Source organism: Bacillus sp. AR2-1 (genome assembly GCF_008368755.1).
GTDB lineage: Bacteria > Bacillota > Bacilli > Bacillales > Bacillaceae_G > Bacillus_A > Bacillus_A wiedmannii.
The window spans coordinates 126561-143053 of sequence record NZ_QORY01000001.1; the positions used below are offsets into that span (position 1 = coordinate 126561).

Genomic DNA, 16493 nt, shown 5'->3' on the forward strand with positions numbered 1-16493 from the left:
GTATAACAATGTATGAAGGATTAATTTATAATATAGGAAGTAAAAAGGTAGGCTACTTAGGGGGTAAATGACTTGTTAGATATGGTTAAGTATTGGTTTTGGTACGATTGGATTATGTTAGGAGTCCGTATACTTGTTAGTGTCTCTATCGCCATAACCACATTCGATTTTCAGGATAGTTTAACATTGCCAATTTGGATTATTATTCTTTGGGAAATTATTGCCTTCTCTGTTCCATGGGTAGCCTTACTATTCAATTATAAATATTATTTGTTCACAGAAATACTGCTATATGGTGGACTGTGTATATATTTAACTTCTTTATTTCCGGGAGCTAACGTTACATTTCTTATATCGGTTTTTCTGATTGCTGCGAATAGTCAGCATTTGTCCTATTATTGGACAGCTCCAACAACAGTTTTTATAACAACTGGAATTTTCTATGCGGTTGCGCCAAGTAATAGCTATTGGATTATGGTTACCAACTATGGACTTGCTTATGTAATGGGCTTTGCTTTCCATTTATTAATCGTCAATCATAAGCAAAATGAAGCAATTCGTAAACAAAACGCGGTACTTGAGCAATATATGTCTCAAATTGAACGCATTACACTGGCAGAAGAACGGAACAGACTGTCGAGTGAGCTTCATGATACAGTTGGTCACGCTTATACTTCTATTATTATGGGGATGGAAACATTGCGTACCGAACTTGCTACTGAAATGGGGATACAGAGGCTAGATTCTCTGCTTGAAATGGGACGGAAAAGCATCGAGGACGTGAGAGGTTACCTACATCAAATGGATTCTCCGTGTCAATCGCCTTCCTTAATTCAATCTCTACAAAATCTTGGAGCCGAATTTCAGGAGCACGCTCAGGTAAATGTAAGTTTTAGGATATTCGGAGAGGAATATGAATTGTCTCGGCAAGCGAAGATAGCCTTCATTCGTTACTTACAAGAGTCCCTTACGAATGCAGTACGTCATGGACAGGGAACTGAAATTATAGTTTCATTGCAGTTTGAACAACAATATACGAGATTAGAAGTTCAAGATAATGGAAAAGGAAATGTAGAATGGCAGGAAGGCTTCGGTATGAATGCGATGAAAGAACGGGCAATGAACTTGCAAGGTCAATTGTCTGTATATACAAAGCCAGAGGAAGGAATGCTTGTTACATGCACCATACCGCGACAAACTGAAATAAAAGATGGACTTATTCGTTTGTTAATTGTAGACGATCAGCCATTTGTTCGGGAAAGTTTGAGGACACTACTCGATAGATATGAAGATTTAAATGTAGTCGGCTTGGCTGAGGATGGCAATCAAGCCATCGATTTGTGTGGGCGCCTTCAACCCCATGTTATACTTATGGATTTAGATATGCAGCACATGGATGGAATCGAAGCAACCAAAAAGATTAAGCAACAATGGCCACATATCCGCGTATTGATTTTTACAACGTTTCAAGATACCGAACAGGCATTGGAATCACTTCGCAACGGTGCGGATGGTTTTTTACTTAAATCTATTGAAACGTTGGAGCTAGCTAATACGATCCGACTTATTCACAAAGGTGGGACACTAATTGATCAGGGAATGTCTCACAAAATATTTGAGAAGTTTGATGTGCAAAAAGAGACACCACAATCAAAAGCAACCGCTTATGAGCTAACAGCTAGGGAGATAGAAATATTGCAGCTAGTAGCAAAAGGCCTTCGATACACTACCATAGCATCAAGATTATATTTATCGAGTGGTACGGTCAGAAATTATGCTTCCACAGCTTATACAAAGCTAGGAGTCCGTAACAAAGAAGAAGCCGTTCAAAAGGCTCTAGAAATTGGAATTATTGAATAACAAAATGTTTTGCGGTATATAAAAATGAGTAACTGTAACAGAGTAAATAAGGCTCGTTATCGTATAAGTAAATGTTAAAACACTTACTGTTTTGTCATAATAAAATCATTGAATCTTATCCTCTAAAATACAAAAGCCTACTATCAAATTAACTGATAGTAGGCTATTAAAATTACTTAAGAACTTGGTTATGTTCTAATTTAACAGTTTTCATCAGTGGGAATATTATCACTTCGGCTCTAAATTTAACACTTTCCCCTCTATCCCCTCCGTATTCAATGTAGTCGTATGATACGTTCCGTTTACCCAATCATCGATTTGATCATGGTACCAATTGCTTCTAAAATGTCCCGATTGTCCTGGCCCTACAATATGATAACCGTTTGACATATCTTTCGTATCAATAACGAATCGCCAAGAAGCTCCGTGATTTACAATACCATTTTCTCCGTAACTCGCTGCTTGAACGGTAACTTGGCTTCCGCCAATTGGAACTGGTGCTTCACGATTAAATGCAAGTAGTGCTAACATACTAGATGATTTTGAAATTGGATGTGTGAACGCCAGTTGATGGTAATCGCCCCACTTCCACTCCGCAACATCGGGTCCATATTCCTTCTGCAATTTCTTCATTACATTCTCATACGATGTATGCACAACTTTTGTGAATCCTCCGTACTTCGTAAACCAAGCGCCGTTTTCTCCTGCTACTTCTTTTCGAATCAATTCATCAACAACTTGTGACTTTCCTTCAAATAACCCCATCACATCTTTCGGTATTTCTTTTGAAAATAACGTATTCGAAATCTCTTTCATTAATAAATGGAATAGTAATGGTGCCGCTTCATCTTTACTATCATAAAAATTCCACTTTGTTAATTGTTTTACGCCTTCTTTCTCTACTTCATTTAAAGATGCTTTATTTAACTCTTTTAAAAATATAGGGGCAAATTCTTTCCCGTATAAATTTTTTTGATCCATCTGTAACTCTTCTAAATCTTTCACCGTATACTTTTCTTTCTCTTGTAAAAATTCTTGAATACGCATTTGCCTATATGGCTGTGCCCACGTATTACTAATATGGTACGGATAATTATCAACCACAATTTTATTATTCGCAGTTGAAATAAACCCTTGTTTTGGATTTATTACTTTTGGAAGTTGATCATATGGGATATACCCTTCCCATTCATATTCATCTGTCCATCCTGGCACTGGTAAACTACCATCACCTTTTTTACGCACTGGTATATTTCCGTTCGCTTTATAAGCAATTGTGCCGTCATTTGATGCAAATACAAAGTTTTGAGTTGGTGTATGAAAATCTTGAAGTGCCGTTTCAAACTCATTCCAATCTTTCGCCTTATTCATATTTAATACAGCCTTTAACTCAGCGGAAGGCTCCAAAGCAGTCCATTTCAAAGCGAATACTGTTTTCGTTTTCTCTTTCCCCTTATCCGCAAACTCTGAAATGACTGGGCCATGCCTCGTAACAGTAACGTTATACGGAATTGTTTTCCCGCCTTTTACTTTAATAGATTCATCAACAACTGTAGCTTTCTCCCACTTATCGTTATACAAAAATTCATTTTCATTATTAGGATTTCGCTTCTCAATATATAAATCTTGTACATCAGGGCCAGTATTCGTAACGCCCCATGCTATTTTGTCATTGTGACCTAATATAACACCTGGTACTCCTGCGAAAATAACGCCACTCACATGTAAATCTTTCATTTCAAGTTGCGATTGATACCAAATAGAAGGCGTCGCAAGAGATAAATGAGGATCATCTGCTAAAATCGGCTTACCAGACACACTCTTCTCACCGCTTATGACCCAGTTATTGCTACCGTTAAACTCTGGCGGAATAATCGTTTTTGCAAAACTTTGTGCTACGTCCACATTTGTATTTTCCAGTTCAGCTAGCAATCTAGGCGCATCTTTCGGATATGTAGGAAATAGCTCATTTGCTTGCTCTTTCGGTAAATTTTTCAGTGCCCAATATCGAAACGCCTGTCCGTGCCAATGTCCGCCTAAGTCAAACGCCATATACTTTCCAATCGTTAACGTATCAACAATGGACCATTCAGCAGGCTCATATCCTAATATAGTAAACTCAACTGGCAATTTCTTTTCCTCTTTCGCCTCGCGTATAAAAGCGTTCACCCCATCAGCAAATGACTGCAGGGCATATTTCGATTCCCCATCATATTGACTAACAGACGCTTCGGCTGCTCGTCGTAAACCGAGTGTTCGAAACAATTTATCTCGATCAACAGCTGCTTCCCCTACAACTTCACTCAACATCCCAGAAGCTTGCCTTCTACTTAAATCCATTTGAAACAAACGATCTTGCGCTTGTACATACCCTTGCGAAAAATATAAATCATGTGCATTTTCCGCTTTAATATGCGGTACCCCTTTACTATCCCTCTTTACCTGAACAGCATGTTGTAAATCCTCTAGCTTTATCGTCCCATCTATCTTTGGCACAGAACTAAGCGTATATATGTTCAAAAAAATCACTGTACAAATAACTAACAAAAGAACGACACTACTAGACCAAATAAAAATCCTCTTACCTCTAGTTCGTTTCTTCTTTATGACAACTTCCATATAACCCCTCCTTTCTCAAACTATTCGCTTCTATTTAAGGAAACGCCTTTTAGAAAAGTTGAAAAATCCATACTTTCTCATACTATGGATCATACAAACTACATACCGCTCTCTTATGTACGCCTTCCTTTCTTTCAATGAAATCTACTCGCCCTTTCTTACACCAATTCCTCAAAATCCCCTTCACATAAGCGAGCGTTCGCTTATTCTGTTCAAACGCAACTTTAAGTGCCTTTAGTACTGTCTCTCCTGAAGCTTTTTGTATCCACTCTTTTAATTCCTTCACGATATATGGAGATAGACTACTTATATTTTGTTTGTAAAACTTATAAACTTCACTATGCGATGTATCCTCTTCTGTCTCTTCTATCTCTTCTATCTCTTCTTCCTTCTCCTCAACAACTTCTTGTAAACTACTATTATCCTCTCCTTTTGGCATACAAAAATGCTGTAATAACAATGGAATCTTCCATTCTTCTTCAAGACATTTACGTAAAAACATATGTATGAACTCTTTATTTTTTACAGTCTTTAACTCACGTAACACACACTTCTCTACATTTGTATTTAAAATAGGGTTATAGTGTAGCCAATTTAGTATGTATAACTCTTTCGTTTCCGCATCGTATAAAATTTTCCCATATGCAACAAATCTATTTAACAGCTTCTCAACAGTCTCCATACTGTAGCCTGTTTCCAGTTCTGCCACACGCTTCGGTAATACGTAAATTCCACATTGCTTCGTTTTCGTACCAGTTAACAAGTATATGTAAAAATAACGCTCCTCTGGCGTTAAATCTAATATGAATTCATCTTGCCAAAAGTTCACCTGCACATTACGGTACACCGCCATATATTTCCCTCCTCCTTTTATTCATAAAAAGGCAGAATTCAACCCTTCAATATACATATAGGAATGAGGGCTTTGTTTTTGCATTTGAATTCCAAATTTTTTTAACTACTACAACGCCAGTTTTATTTTTTCGCGCTTTTTTGTTCTTGTAGTTGTTTTTGTTTTGTTTTTTCTTAGTGATTTATTACTTGGTAGGTGCTTATGAGGGGCTTGGAAGGGAATTCATAGGGGCTAAAATAAAAAGGAGCTGTTCCAAATTTTCATTTTGGATAGCTCCTTTAACATCCTTATTACTTTTTCTTGCATCAGTACAAACTTTTACATACCATTTTTATTTTTGCATAGAGTCTAACATCTTCACTAAAAAGGCAGCTGCCTCACCACGAGTTGTTGTACCTTTAGGATTAAACTTGTTATCTCCAACACCAGTAACTACCTGTAAGCTGTATAATCGCTGAACAGGCTGTTTGTATGCGATCAAATGTTGATCTGTAAATGGTAATGTGACTAAATTACCTGTAACACCTTTATACTGTAATGCTTTGTCAATCATAACCGATGCTTCTTCACGAGTGATTGGTGCATTCGGGTCAAAAATACCTCCACCACGACCGCTAATAATTCCTGCACTTGCACTCCGCTTAATACCATTATGAAGTGACGGATGCGCTTTGTTAATGTCTACAAATGACTTATTTCCTTCTGGTAATTGAAGAGCATTTGAAATTAATGCAGCAAACTCAGCTCTCGTTACATTACGATAAGGCGCAAATACACCATTTCCTTCTCCGTGCATAATACCTAGACTGTGTAGTTTACGAATATGTCCCTCAAACCAGCCACCTGTAATATCATCTTTTGGCTTTTGTACTTCTTCTTTTGGTACATTGTAATTAATCTTAATCCAACTCGGATTATAGAAAATCCACTCTCCATTTCCTACTTTGTACCAACCGTTTTTAACTGCTAACACTTTGTAACGGTCACCTTTTGAAGCTTTACGAACAATATGATGCTCAAGGTCCGCACCGCTACGTACATTTATACCGTCACCATTAACGACTAGCTCCATGCTAGGTTCAGCTGGATTAAATTCATTTGAATCAAATAGCTCGTTTCTTTCTTGTAAAGGCGAGTCAATTTGCGCATTAACATTTGCATACCATTGAATTCCTTGTACGAAGCCATTCCAATTTCCACGAGAAATTAAAATATCAGGACAGTTTTTTCCGCTCCATTGTTGATGCCTATAAATGTGATCCGTGCTAATTCCTTCTTTATTCATTAAGTATCCTGCAAGTCGCTTCGCATTCTCTAACGCTTTATTATAATCTCCATCTTGGTTAACTGAAATTTCAATACCGATAGACTCTCTGTTTCCTGAACCATCACCATCTCCTGCATGCCAACCATTTTCATTTGTTGGTAAGTGCTGATAGATTTGTTTATCGTCCACAGTAAAATGCCACGAAGCTGTTCGGAACGTACCTTCCGTTGCTTGCTTATACAAATATTTCGCATGATTTTCAGCATTCGCACCACGGGCTGTATTTGCAGTCTCATGAATTGTAATATAACGTGCTTTCATCGGATTAGCCGGGCGAATATCAGGATTTCCTGCTGGAACAATCCACTCTACAAACGGGACACCTGCAAGTGTTCCATATTTTTTTGTAGTCATCGATGCACTATATTGGATGGCTCTTGGCTTTTCAACCGGCTTCATTTCGCGAGTAGAACCATCATTTCGACCGTCTACATGTTCAAAAGCCTTTTCAATGTTTGAAATAGCTTCATCTTCCGCTACTTGACCTGTTTTCGCTTCTTTCATTTTATGTAACTCTTCTGTTTCATCATATTTATGTTTATATTCTTCTAGAAGAATTTTCTCATTCTCTGATACTTCCGCTTCGTTAATTTGCATGTGATCTGGAGTTTCTAGATTGAAATTAGAATAACTTAATCCGCTCATTCCACGTTCCCCTTGCGCGATACGAAGTTGATCAGTTTGAAGGTTTTTGCTCTCTTCTGCTGATATTGCTAAAGGTGCACTCCCTAACATTACTAAACTTGTTGATAGTGCAATTACTCTTTTTTTCATGATTGTATTCATTGCTGTAATCGATACCTACACTGTTCGTGTAGTATCTCAACCTCCCTTTATATTCTCATTAGTGAAAGACTATGAATCTACTATGTACTTGTAACAAAACTTTTTTCATCATCTATGTATATTCATCCTTTTACATGCTTTCATTTTATCCCCAGCAGGTGAATGATAGTTTCTATAAAATTCCTTAACAGACATTATTTTATAACCAATTGCAATTGCCGTCAAAAACACTTCCCCTCATACACACTACTACTTCTCAAAAATAGATGAGGATACCTTTTACTGATTTTCTTCAACAAGAAGGATCTTTATGATTTTTCATACCTATCGAATAAATCCTGTTTCTTTGTGCTTTTTCCCCTTGAAAATATTAACATTTTTACATTTTTGCGATAATATAGATGTAACCTTTTATATTGAAGGGAATTTTATTTGGAAAAGATTTCTCATATTGATAGCTGAAATGAAGAAGACCAAAAAATGATGAAGAAAAACGAGAGTACATACGAAATTCAGCAGATGGGATATATTTTGAAGGGCTAGAAATCACACCGGTAGAATGGCTTGAAAACATAGTTGAAATATTAAAACAAACCATACAAGTTTATTAGATTATACATTAAAGGGGATGACCTAATTGTTAAATACGATCGTTTATGATAAAGCGAAGTACCATTATCAAGGTGATTTCCCTGAGGACTTACCAATTGATCAAGCTTTTGTACATACTGGTATGTTTTTAGGATGGATACTTGAACATAATTTATTTAGTGAAGAATTTGAAGAAGAGTCTCAAGACGAAATTAATCAGTTTAAACTTAAACAAATGACTGGCACAGAAATTTATATGAACTGGGATGGCGTTTTAGCAGACGACATGTTAAATGATGAGGGCAACCAATTCGCAAAGTACTACTTTAACCATGACGAGGACTGGAAATATATAAATGATTACAGTGATGTTTTTATAGACGAAGGCGAAACTCTCTACCATGTGCAAGATACTTGGGAAAACTATTTCAAATTAAAAAACGTTATTGATAATAGCTATAATTTTTGGAAAGACAACTTACAAAATAAATAATTATAATAAGTCGATTTCTTATTTTAATAAGGAATCGACTTTCTTAATATCTAATTTGCTGATTAACACCTCACCCAAAGATCATTTTACTAACGATACTATTATCGATATCGAATTTTCTATAACGGAACGTTCTGGACGTGATTTCATTAACACTGTTAATCCAATTAAGGACGTGACTAATGTTTGCGCTAATGCTTTAGCGTTCAAATCACTTTGCAGTTCACCTGACCGTATTCCCTTCGTAATTAATTCTTGAAAAATAACTGCAAGATACATTTGATGTTCTCTAGTCAGTACTTCAAATTTTTCATTATGAGGAGCAAGTTCAACCATTGTGTTAATACAAAAACAACCTTTACTGAACTCTTTTTTATATTCCTCTTCCACCATATTTTCAAAAAACGTCCGAATTGCTCCTTTTACAGATTGTTCGTTTTGAAGTTTTGTTCGTATATTAGCCGCATGTAAATTTGTGTATCTCCTTAATGCCGCTTCAAATAAACCCTCTTTATCACCAAAGGCTGAATATAAACTCGGCTTTTGTATTTCCATTTTTGCAGTTAAATCGCTTAATGAAGTAGCTGCGTATCCCTTCTCCCAAAAAAGTTGCATAGCAGCATCCAAAGCTTTTTCTTCATCAAATTCACGTAGTCGTGCCATTTAAAACCATATCCTTTCTATATCTATTTATTAAGATTACACAACGCTATTTACGTACCAATCAGTATGTTATATATCGTATTAGATTATAAACGACATGTCAAAAAAATATAATTAACTCAAAATAAACTTGACATATATGTTTCTTCAAGATTATATTTTACTTACAAAATAATATACCGTTCGGTACGTTATTTTTAATAATACAAAAAGGAGCTGTTTTTATGAATAGTAAAGAAAAAATGATGCCCATTCTAAAACATACTCACACTCAGATACATTCACCTGTTCACGCAACTATGTCTCGCTATATGACTCTATTATTCGCAATCGCTTGTGGGATGGCTGTAGCAAATATATACTTCGCTCATCCACTACTTGATTCATTGTCAAATGAATTTAAGATGAGTCATTCAACTATCGGTATTGTAATTACTATTACTCAAGTTTGTTATGCACTCGGTTTACTTTTATTAGTTCCACTTGGTGATTTATTAAACCAAAAGAAAATAATAATTCTCCAAATGCTTTTATCTGTTTTCGCTTTAATTATAATCGGGTGCGCTTCCTCAAGCACCGTACTTTTTATAGGTATGGCCTTAGTAGGTATTCTTGCAACGGTTACGCAAACACTCGTCGCATATACATCAATTTTAGCTAATCCAGCAGAACGTGGACGCATAGTAGGTTTCGTTACAAGTGGCGTTGTAATAGGTATTCTCCTTGCTCGTACATTTGCAGGCACATTAACAGATTTAGCTGGATGGCGATCCGTTTATCTCACCTCCGCTATTCTTTTACTCTTCGTAACTGTTTTGTTACACCGGAACTTACCAACTCTTGAACTTAAAAAAGTGACAACTATGTCTTACCGAAAATTAATACACTCTGTTCTCTTATTATTTGTAGAAGAACGACTTTTACGCGTTCGCGGAATACTAGCATTTCTCATTTTTACTTCATTCAGTATTTTATGGACTTCTTTAGTATTACCTCTAAGTGCTACACCACATAATCTATCTCATACAGCTATTGGCGCATTCGGCCTTGCTGGAGTTGCAGGTGCATTAGCTGCTACTAAAGCTGGACAATTAGCTGATAAAGGATTCGGACAAAGAACAACTGGTATAGCCTTATCATTATTAGTACTTTCATGGCTCCTAATTAAATCTATTTACCATTCTCTATTATTACTAATTTTCGGAATTATCCTTTTAGATTTAGCGGTGCAAGCTGTACATGTCACCAATCAAAGTATGCTTTTCACAGTGCGTCCTGAAGCGAGAAGTCGCCTCACTGCCAGTTACATGATTTTTTACTCTATCGGTAGTGCAACAGGTGCAATTCTTTCAACAAATACGTATGCAAAATATGGTTGGGATGGAGTATGTATATTAGGTGTATCTGTTAGTGCTTGCGCTCTTTTATTTTGGATAATAACCTTACGGCGATCATCACAGCTGAACGAAGAATAATTCATTTATGTTTAATACGTGTTTTTCTACAAGACTATAGAATAGCACTTATTTTTCAATACAAATCAACGGCATTTTCATATAAAAAATGCCGTTGATTCATAATTTCATGATAAGAGATCCTATACTATCGAAATACATCAATTACAAATTCCCTTTAACGTTTTCGACAATCTCATTTATCGTATTTCGATCAAACTTATCACTAATTTCGTATGACTCACGATCTCCTACTAATTGTACGCCTACAATATCATTGCGATCCTTATCATATTGCACTTCAATAATGGATCCACGCTCTATTTGTTTCCAAATGAGACTTGCTTCATCTTTATTATCTAAAATCATACAGTCCTCAATATTTTCATCAATTCCTATTAACTTGTTGTCATCTATAAACCCAACCTCGTATTGTTGACGCTCTTTCGCTTTGCTGCTTACTAATATACCTTTGCTACCATATGAATAATCCATATAGTCCTTCTTCTCAGATTGTACCGCTTTCGTCTCTTGCGCTTTAGTTTTTTCAGCGTTCCCACAACCCATGATAAGACTAATTGGCATCACCGTAGTTAGTACTACTCTAGTAAATTTCTGTATCATTTATAAGCAACTCCCCATACTTACATTTAAGTTCCGTTTATCAATTTATTAAAACATAACATGATATAAAATAGGCAAAACCAACGATAAAATATTCGCTGCATTCCCACAATTTAATTAAGGACCAGGCCATTTAAACCTGGTCCTACATAACTTTACCTTTGCTTCACATACTTAATTGTATTGAATGAAGTCTCATTAAATAATCGTAAGTTTTCCCCATCATAATCTTGAACTTTATATGCTATTTTCTTTTTTTGAATTGTATCTTCTACACCGTCTACTAAACGTTTATTGAGATGTAAATAGATTGTAAAAGCTTCCTTATCATATTCCCAAGTTCCTTCAATATAATTCTTTTTATTTGGATACTCACCTTTACCATACGTTTCAAATGTCTTATCACCTTTTAGAATGAGTGACATAATGAAACCGTCTATTCCTTTGAATCCCCAATTACCGATTAATTCCGTACCATCTTTCACATTCTTCATAACGTTATCCGTATTAATTCCAGCTTTCTTATCTAACTCTTTCAAATCTTTCACAGATACTGTACCGTCACCGATTTTAATATCCCCTTCAAGATCTTTGAATGCCTTAAGCCAGTAAATATCTCCTTCTTTCACTAACTTTTCGGATTTCTCGATTAACTCTTTATCAGTTTTATCGCCTTTTTCTCTTTTTTCTTTTCGGGTGAATACTTCATTTATTAAAGAAAAAGACTCTCTAAAATAACCAATGGCTTTTTCAAAATCCTTTTGTTGATTTACATACTCTGCAGGGGGATCTATCGACTCAAATTTATCTAACATTTTATTTAATTCTTTCACACTATCTACTATATCTGATTTCTTTTTCTTACCGTCAAAAACCTCTCTTGTAATATTGTTATGCTCCGCAAACAACTTATCAAACTCTACCCCTAATTTATACACTTTATTAGGATAGTCTTCCTTTGAAACCTTTTCTTTCTTACTATTAGACTTCGATTCTTTTACTTTAGACTCTTCCGTTTTCTCCTGTTTAGAAGTGTTCGTTTTCTCAGACACTCCACAACCAAATAACAACATGACCGGAACTGCTACCCCTAGTAGTTTCTTTGCATTCATGACTGATTTCTCCTTCTACTTGAATAGATTACTCTTACTATACCCATCCTCTTTTTTTATCTTGTAATTAAAGTTACAATCGCAATAACTCCTAAAATCGGTCCCCAATATTCCATTTTTATAAAAAATAGTGAGTGCTTTTTGTTAAACATAACTTTTTCACCAGTTTCAGCATCTATATAAACTTTCCCGTTTGACTTATTAATATATTTTCCTAAATACCAAGACATAACCCCTGATATAATAAGCATTACTGCCATTGGCCAACTATGGTCTTGAAAATATGTAGCGTCCCCCGTTATAGATCCAAAAATAACCTTACCCAAAAGAGTATTAATAATTACAATAATTGCGACTAAAAAACCCCAACCAGACCAAATAATCATCTATTTCTCCTCCTAAAGCGTACAACTTTGTACCTTATGTTAATTTGAACTGCGAACGAAAACATCAAAAAAACCGAATATTCAGACGTGGATAATTATATTTATCCTACATTCGATTCTAACTTTAGTGTTCTAAATGCAAATGAACCAGACATAATTTGTAATATTGTTGGAATAAGCAAAAAGAATAATGACATAAATAACATAACTATAGGAATCACAATCATACAAACTCCATAAACTTTATTATTAACCTTATTTACTAAACATGATAAAATAAGCAACCCTATTTGAGCCGTTAAAATAATAGAGTAATAAGCTAAAAGTCCATAATCAAAACCTTCCATAATATTAAACGCTACAACTATTAATAGTATGGAAATAATAATTCCTATAATGCCACCAATTAAACCTAGTACGAATTCAAGCGTTCTTTTCAATACTATCCTCCTTTTATGAGCCACTAACAACTTGTATATTTTTCCCATTCACCATCATACCAAATATTTATTGGAAAAACTATACATACTTTTCATTCTTCCTTACCTTACAGTGATCTTCTTACCATTATATATAGCTTGTAGTAGTTACAAAATTAAAGTCTTCACAATTACTAACTGGTTTCGATGCCTTTAGAAAGTAGACATACCTCTTGAATACAATTAGTATTAACATAAGAAATATGAAAGACTGAAAAAGGCTCTTACATGAAGGAAGGAAGTGCACAGCTATGGATTTTAAAACAGTTATGCAAGAACTTGAGGCTCTAGGTAAGGAACGAACGAAAAAAATATACATATCTAACGGCGCCCACGAGCCAGTTTTTGGCGTAGCTACAGGTGCCATGAAACCAATCGCTAAAAAAATAAAATTAAATCAAGAATTAGCTGAAGAACTTTATGCCACAGGCAACTACGATGCTATGTATTTTGCAGGCATTATTGCCGATCCAAAAGCTATGAGTGAATCGGATTTTAATCGTTGGATGGATGGTGCATATTTTTATATGCTATCTGATTATGTTGTAGCAGTAACTTTATCGGAGTCAAATATTGCACAAGATGTTGCTGATACATGGATTGCAAGTGGGGACGAACTTAAAATGTCTGCCGGCTGGAGTTGCTACTGCTGGCTTTTAGGGAATCGCAAAGACAACGAGTTTTCCGAAAGCAAAATTTCCGATATGCTTGAAATGGTGAAAGATACAATTCATCATTCTCCAGAACGAACAAAATCCGCTATGAATAATTTCCTAAACACCGTGGCAATTTCATATGTACCACTACATGAAAAAGCAGTCGAAACTGCAAAAGAAGTTGGTATAGTTGAAATCAAACGTGATAATAAAAAAAGCAGTTTGTTACATGCTACAGAGAGTATTCAGAAAGAACTTGATAGAGGAAGACTTGGTTTTAAACGTAAGTATGTAAGATGTTAAACAGATTCGTATCTGGGTGTCAATTCGAGAAAGATTGACACCCTTTTTTATTGAGATTATTCGACTATTAGATAAGCTCAATGACTTCATTAATAGATTTACTAAACATATCAGGATCTTCATTTTTTATTTCCAATAATAGTTCTTTAATGCTACTTGTAATGGATAAATCAAATTGCGAAAGTACTTTTCCATACACCGTTCTTATTTGGGGATCATTAAGTATTCTGTAATGTATAATCTCTACCCAGTCTTTAGCGCCGCTCATCATCGACGGAGCAGCTGTAGCAATACATTTCAATCCCTCTTCTATATAATTTTCATATAAGCCCTCTATCCCATGAATCAAACTAAACATCACTTCAGGTTGTTCAGTATCATCATCAAAGACTAAACATAAATCTGGAATAATAGAAACATCGTTACACTCAATCACTCGTATGCATGACTCATTAAACTCTTGTATCTCATTTTCATTTTCTAGCAAACGGTTATCATATAATCGATTTAAATGTTCTTTAGTATCCAAAAGAGATTATCCTTTCTTTTTTTCATCTTCAAAATATTCACTGTCCCGATAGATCTTTATCATAAATTCCATCAGTGAATCAGCTTTTTTATTTTTAAAGTAATATACAAGCGTTTATTGAAACGTATTGAAATTAAAAAGTAATATCCTGATAACCTACTTCAATTACCTTGTATTTGATCTCTTCATAGAAATGCTTATAGTACAAACTACCTGTACGGCATAGAACCAATAAATGTAACCTCTAAACCATCAAACATATCTTCTCTTTTCGCTTCATTATATTTAAAATCATAAAGAACAATAGCAAAGTTAATATCGTTCGCTAAACTATCTCCATTTACTAGCTTTTTTATTTTAGGAATAATTCGTTCACTATAAGAAAAATCACTTAAAATATGTTCAACGTACCTTTTATTATTCTCATAAAAACAAATTTCAATATTATCTTCATCATAATAACCGAATTCAAAGCTCGTCCCAAACTTTGAATGAACTGAATCACCATCTAACGTGTAATCTATATCGACATACTCCTCAAGATTTTGGAGTGATTTAGAAATTCCAAACCAAACTGAAGCCATTCCACTATATTCCACTTTCCCACCCCATCTAGCCGGTCTATAATTCATATAAACATTCTTTACTTTACTATTTTTATAGCCTCAAACAAGAAATCAACTCATTTAAACTATTCGAAACCTCTATAAACACCCACGTTCGAAATCCTCGAATTCGTTCTTTCCTCTTACATTATTTAAAACAACTAGTAAACCATTTCCTTTTATCCCTATAGGAATCTTATCTAGTCCCTTAATAACCCGTGATTAAGTCTTCGCCCTCATATCTAGGATCTTTCTCCACTTTACCATCTTTTGTTTTGATGACTTTTAGTCTACCTAACCACTCTGCTCCGTTATATGTCTCTTCACTTACCCATACATTATGCTTTTTACCGTCTACCTCAACTACTAATGTTGGGTGTGTAAATATGAATTCCTCCTCTACATGCCTACCTACTATTTCTGCATGTAATGATGTACCTTCTTCAACTAATTTACTATTCTGATACCCTTCGATAATAGGTAATCCAATAAATACAAAAAATATCAGCCCAAATATGGTCACTTTCTTTTTTGTACTCCATTTATTCTTTTCTTTCAATTTCTTTTGTCTTGCTTCTCTTTCTTCGCGTTCATCCAAACTCTCATTTAAAGCGTCTTCCCATGCCTTAATTTCTGCTTCGATTTCCGCTTCGACTCTTGCTAATTTTTCTAGTTGTTCATCGGTTGCTACCATCTCATACGAGTTATCTCCAACCACACGAATTTCAGCACCATTTTCTTTTACTTTTCGCAAGTCTTTTTCTGTACAATCAAACTCTCGAATAATTTCCCCTTGTGTGTTTACAAGTCTAACGTAAATGTTTTTTTCTCCTTCTTCTTAAACATCTGAACTCCCCCTTTATTTGTCTCCTATCATAGATAACCCTACTGCAATTAAGAGAAAGAAAACGATAATAAGGAGAGTCTTCCCTTTGCTTACTTGTGTTGTAGAACATTCCAAGACAGCCCATATAAGAATTGGGAAAAGAAGAATACCAAGGAGAATGTCAACCAACTTGTTGCTACTCTTCTTTAGTGTTTTTGCTTCTTCTACTATCGGTTTTATCTGAACAGCTTCTTTTCTTATTTGTTTCGGCTTCTTTTTCTTGCGTCTATGATTCACCCAACATACCCCTTTTAGAATAACTTTTTA

General features: G+C 35.1%; 16 protein-coding genes and 1 pseudogene. 4 read left to right on the forward strand and 13 right to left on the reverse strand.

Annotation, left to right across the window (positions count from 1 at the left end; translation table 11 throughout):
* Positions 1-72 precede the first annotated feature (72 nt).
* Positions 73-1860 (forward strand): helix-turn-helix transcriptional regulator, encoded by a 1788-nt coding sequence (locus tag DT250_RS00585; RefSeq protein WP_149212302.1) that lies wholly within the window; start codon positions 73-75, stop codon positions 1858-1860.
* 228 nt (positions 1861-2088) lie between these two features.
* Here the strand turns inward: DT250_RS00585 and DT250_RS00590 are convergent, their stop codons facing one another.
* The 3 genes from DT250_RS00590 to DT250_RS00605 form a co-directional block, all read right to left on the reverse strand.
* Positions 2089-4479 (reverse strand): penicillin acylase family protein, encoded by a 2391-nt coding sequence (locus tag DT250_RS00590; RefSeq protein WP_149212303.1) that lies wholly within the window; start codon positions 4477-4479, stop codon positions 2089-2091.
* A gap of 82 nt (positions 4480-4561) precedes the next feature.
* Entirely contained in the window at positions 4562-5332 is a 771-nt protein-coding gene (locus DT250_RS00595; RefSeq protein WP_149212304.1) for a DnaD domain-containing protein, read from the reverse strand.
* Between the two features lie 331 nt (positions 5333-5663).
* Positions 5664-7445 (reverse strand): S-layer homology domain-containing protein, encoded by a 1782-nt coding sequence (locus tag DT250_RS00605; RefSeq protein ID WP_149212305.1) that lies wholly within the window; start codon positions 7443-7445, stop codon positions 5664-5666.
* A 637-nt stretch (positions 7446-8082) separates the two neighbouring features.
* Between DT250_RS00605 and DT250_RS00610 the strand changes: the two genes are divergently transcribed.
* Entirely contained in the window at positions 8083-8529 is a 447-nt protein-coding gene (locus tag DT250_RS00610) for a DUF7832 domain-containing protein (RefSeq protein WP_063220963.1), read from the forward strand.
* Between the two features lie 81 nt (positions 8530-8610).
* On the opposite strand, the gene DT250_RS00615 is transcribed toward DT250_RS00610, so the two are convergent.
* Positions 8611-9192 carry a TetR/AcrR family transcriptional regulator gene (locus tag DT250_RS00615; protein ID WP_088064006.1) on the reverse strand — a complete coding sequence of 194 codons (582 nt, stop codon included), beginning with the start codon at positions 9190-9192 and terminating at the stop codon, positions 8611-8613.
* 224 nt (positions 9193-9416) lie between these two features.
* On the opposite strand from DT250_RS00615, the gene DT250_RS00620 reads away from it, so the two are divergent.
* A complete protein-coding gene (locus tag DT250_RS00620; RefSeq protein WP_149212306.1) occupies positions 9417-10667 on the forward strand; it encodes an MFS transporter in 1251 nt (416 codons plus the stop codon).
* A gap of 144 nt (positions 10668-10811) precedes the next feature.
* On the opposite strand, the gene DT250_RS00625 is transcribed toward DT250_RS00620, so the two are convergent.
* The 4 genes from DT250_RS00625 to DT250_RS00640 form a co-directional block, all read right to left on the reverse strand.
* The gene (locus DT250_RS00625; protein WP_149212307.1) at positions 10812-11270 is read right to left on the reverse strand and encodes a hypothetical protein; all 459 of its coding nucleotides are present in this window, start codon (positions 11268-11270) and stop codon (positions 10812-10814) included.
* A gap of 155 nt (positions 11271-11425) precedes the next feature.
* A complete protein-coding gene (locus DT250_RS00630) occupies positions 11426-12382 on the reverse strand; it encodes a DUF3994 domain-containing protein (RefSeq protein ID WP_149212308.1) in 957 nt (318 codons plus the stop codon).
* Positions 12383-12438: 56 nt separating this feature from the next.
* Positions 12439-12768 carry a hypothetical protein gene (locus tag DT250_RS00635; RefSeq protein ID WP_088122616.1) on the reverse strand — a complete coding sequence of 110 codons (330 nt, stop codon included), beginning with the start codon at positions 12766-12768 and terminating at the stop codon, positions 12439-12441.
* A gap of 101 nt (positions 12769-12869) precedes the next feature.
* The gene (locus tag DT250_RS00640) at positions 12870-13208 is read right to left on the reverse strand and encodes a DUF4064 domain-containing protein (protein WP_149212309.1); all 339 of its coding nucleotides are present in this window, start codon (positions 13206-13208) and stop codon (positions 12870-12872) included.
* A 290-nt stretch (positions 13209-13498) separates the two neighbouring features.
* Between DT250_RS00640 and DT250_RS00645 the strand changes: the two genes are divergently transcribed.
* Positions 13499-14206, forward strand: a complete 708-nt coding sequence (locus DT250_RS00645; RefSeq protein WP_149212310.1) for a DNA alkylation repair protein — start codon at positions 13499-13501, stop codon at positions 14204-14206.
* Positions 14207-14273: 67 nt separating this feature from the next.
* Here DT250_RS00645 and DT250_RS00650 read toward each other — a convergent pair whose 3' ends face one another.
* The 5 genes and pseudogenes from DT250_RS00650 to DT250_RS00675 all read right to left on the reverse strand — a co-directional run bounded on the left by DT250_RS00650 (position 14274) and on the right by DT250_RS00675 (position 16463).
* On the reverse strand, positions 14274-14735 hold the full coding sequence (locus tag DT250_RS00650) for an Imm30 family immunity protein (protein WP_149212311.1): 462 nt from the start codon (positions 14733-14735) through the stop codon (positions 14274-14276).
* A 209-nt stretch (positions 14736-14944) separates the two neighbouring features.
* On the reverse strand, positions 14945-15367 hold the full coding sequence (locus DT250_RS00660; protein ID WP_002203540.1) for an immunity 22 family protein: 423 nt from the start codon (positions 15365-15367) through the stop codon (positions 14945-14947).
* Positions 15368-15395: 28 nt separating this feature from the next.
* Positions 15396-15544: pseudogene (locus DT250_RS32040) on the reverse strand (SecY-interacting protein Syd); the annotation flags it as partial.
* Positions 15545-15548: 4 nt separating this feature from the next.
* On the reverse strand, positions 15549-16094 hold the full coding sequence (locus DT250_RS00670; protein ID WP_149212312.1) for a hypothetical protein: 546 nt from the start codon (positions 16092-16094) through the stop codon (positions 15549-15551).
* Between the two features lie 105 nt (positions 16095-16199).
* Positions 16200-16463 carry a hypothetical protein gene (locus tag DT250_RS00675; protein WP_149212313.1) on the reverse strand — a complete coding sequence of 88 codons (264 nt, stop codon included), beginning with the start codon at positions 16461-16463 and terminating at the stop codon, positions 16200-16202.
* Positions 16464-16493 lie beyond the last annotated feature (30 nt).

Excerpts from the sequence above, each read along its gene's own strand:
- DT250_RS00635 (WP_088122616.1), bottom strand. The coding sequence starts at position 12,768 with ATGATTATTTGGTCTGGTTGGGGTTTTTTAGTCGCAATTATTGTAATT.
- DT250_RS00615 (WP_088064006.1), bottom strand. The coding sequence starts at position 9,192 with ATGGCACGACTACGTGAATTTGATGAAGAAAAAGCTTTGGATGCTGCT.
- DT250_RS00595 (WP_149212304.1), bottom strand. The coding sequence starts at position 5,332 with ATGGCGGTGTACCGTAATGTGCAGGTGAACTTTTGGCAAGATGAATTC.
- DT250_RS00645 (WP_149212310.1), top strand. The coding sequence starts at position 13,499 with ATGGATTTTAAAACAGTTATGCAAGAACTTGAGGCTCTAGGTAAGGAA.
- DT250_RS00590 (WP_149212303.1), bottom strand. The coding sequence starts at position 4,479 with ATGGAAGTTGTCATAAAGAAGAAACGAACTAGAGGTAAGAGGATTTTT.
- DT250_RS00625 (WP_149212307.1), bottom strand. The coding sequence starts at position 11,270 with ATGATACAGAAATTTACTAGAGTAGTACTAACTACGGTGATGCCAATT.
- DT250_RS00660 (WP_002203540.1), bottom strand. The coding sequence starts at position 15,367 with ATGAATTATAGACCGGCTAGATGGGGTGGGAAAGTGGAATATAGTGGA.
- DT250_RS00620 (WP_149212306.1), top strand. The coding sequence starts at position 9,417 with ATGAATAGTAAAGAAAAAATGATGCCCATTCTAAAACATACTCACACT.
- DT250_RS00605 (WP_149212305.1), bottom strand. The coding sequence starts at position 7,445 with ATGAATACAATCATGAAAAAAAGAGTAATTGCACTATCAACAAGTTTA.
- DT250_RS00630 (WP_149212308.1), bottom strand. The coding sequence starts at position 12,382 with ATGAATGCAAAGAAACTACTAGGGGTAGCAGTTCCGGTCATGTTGTTA.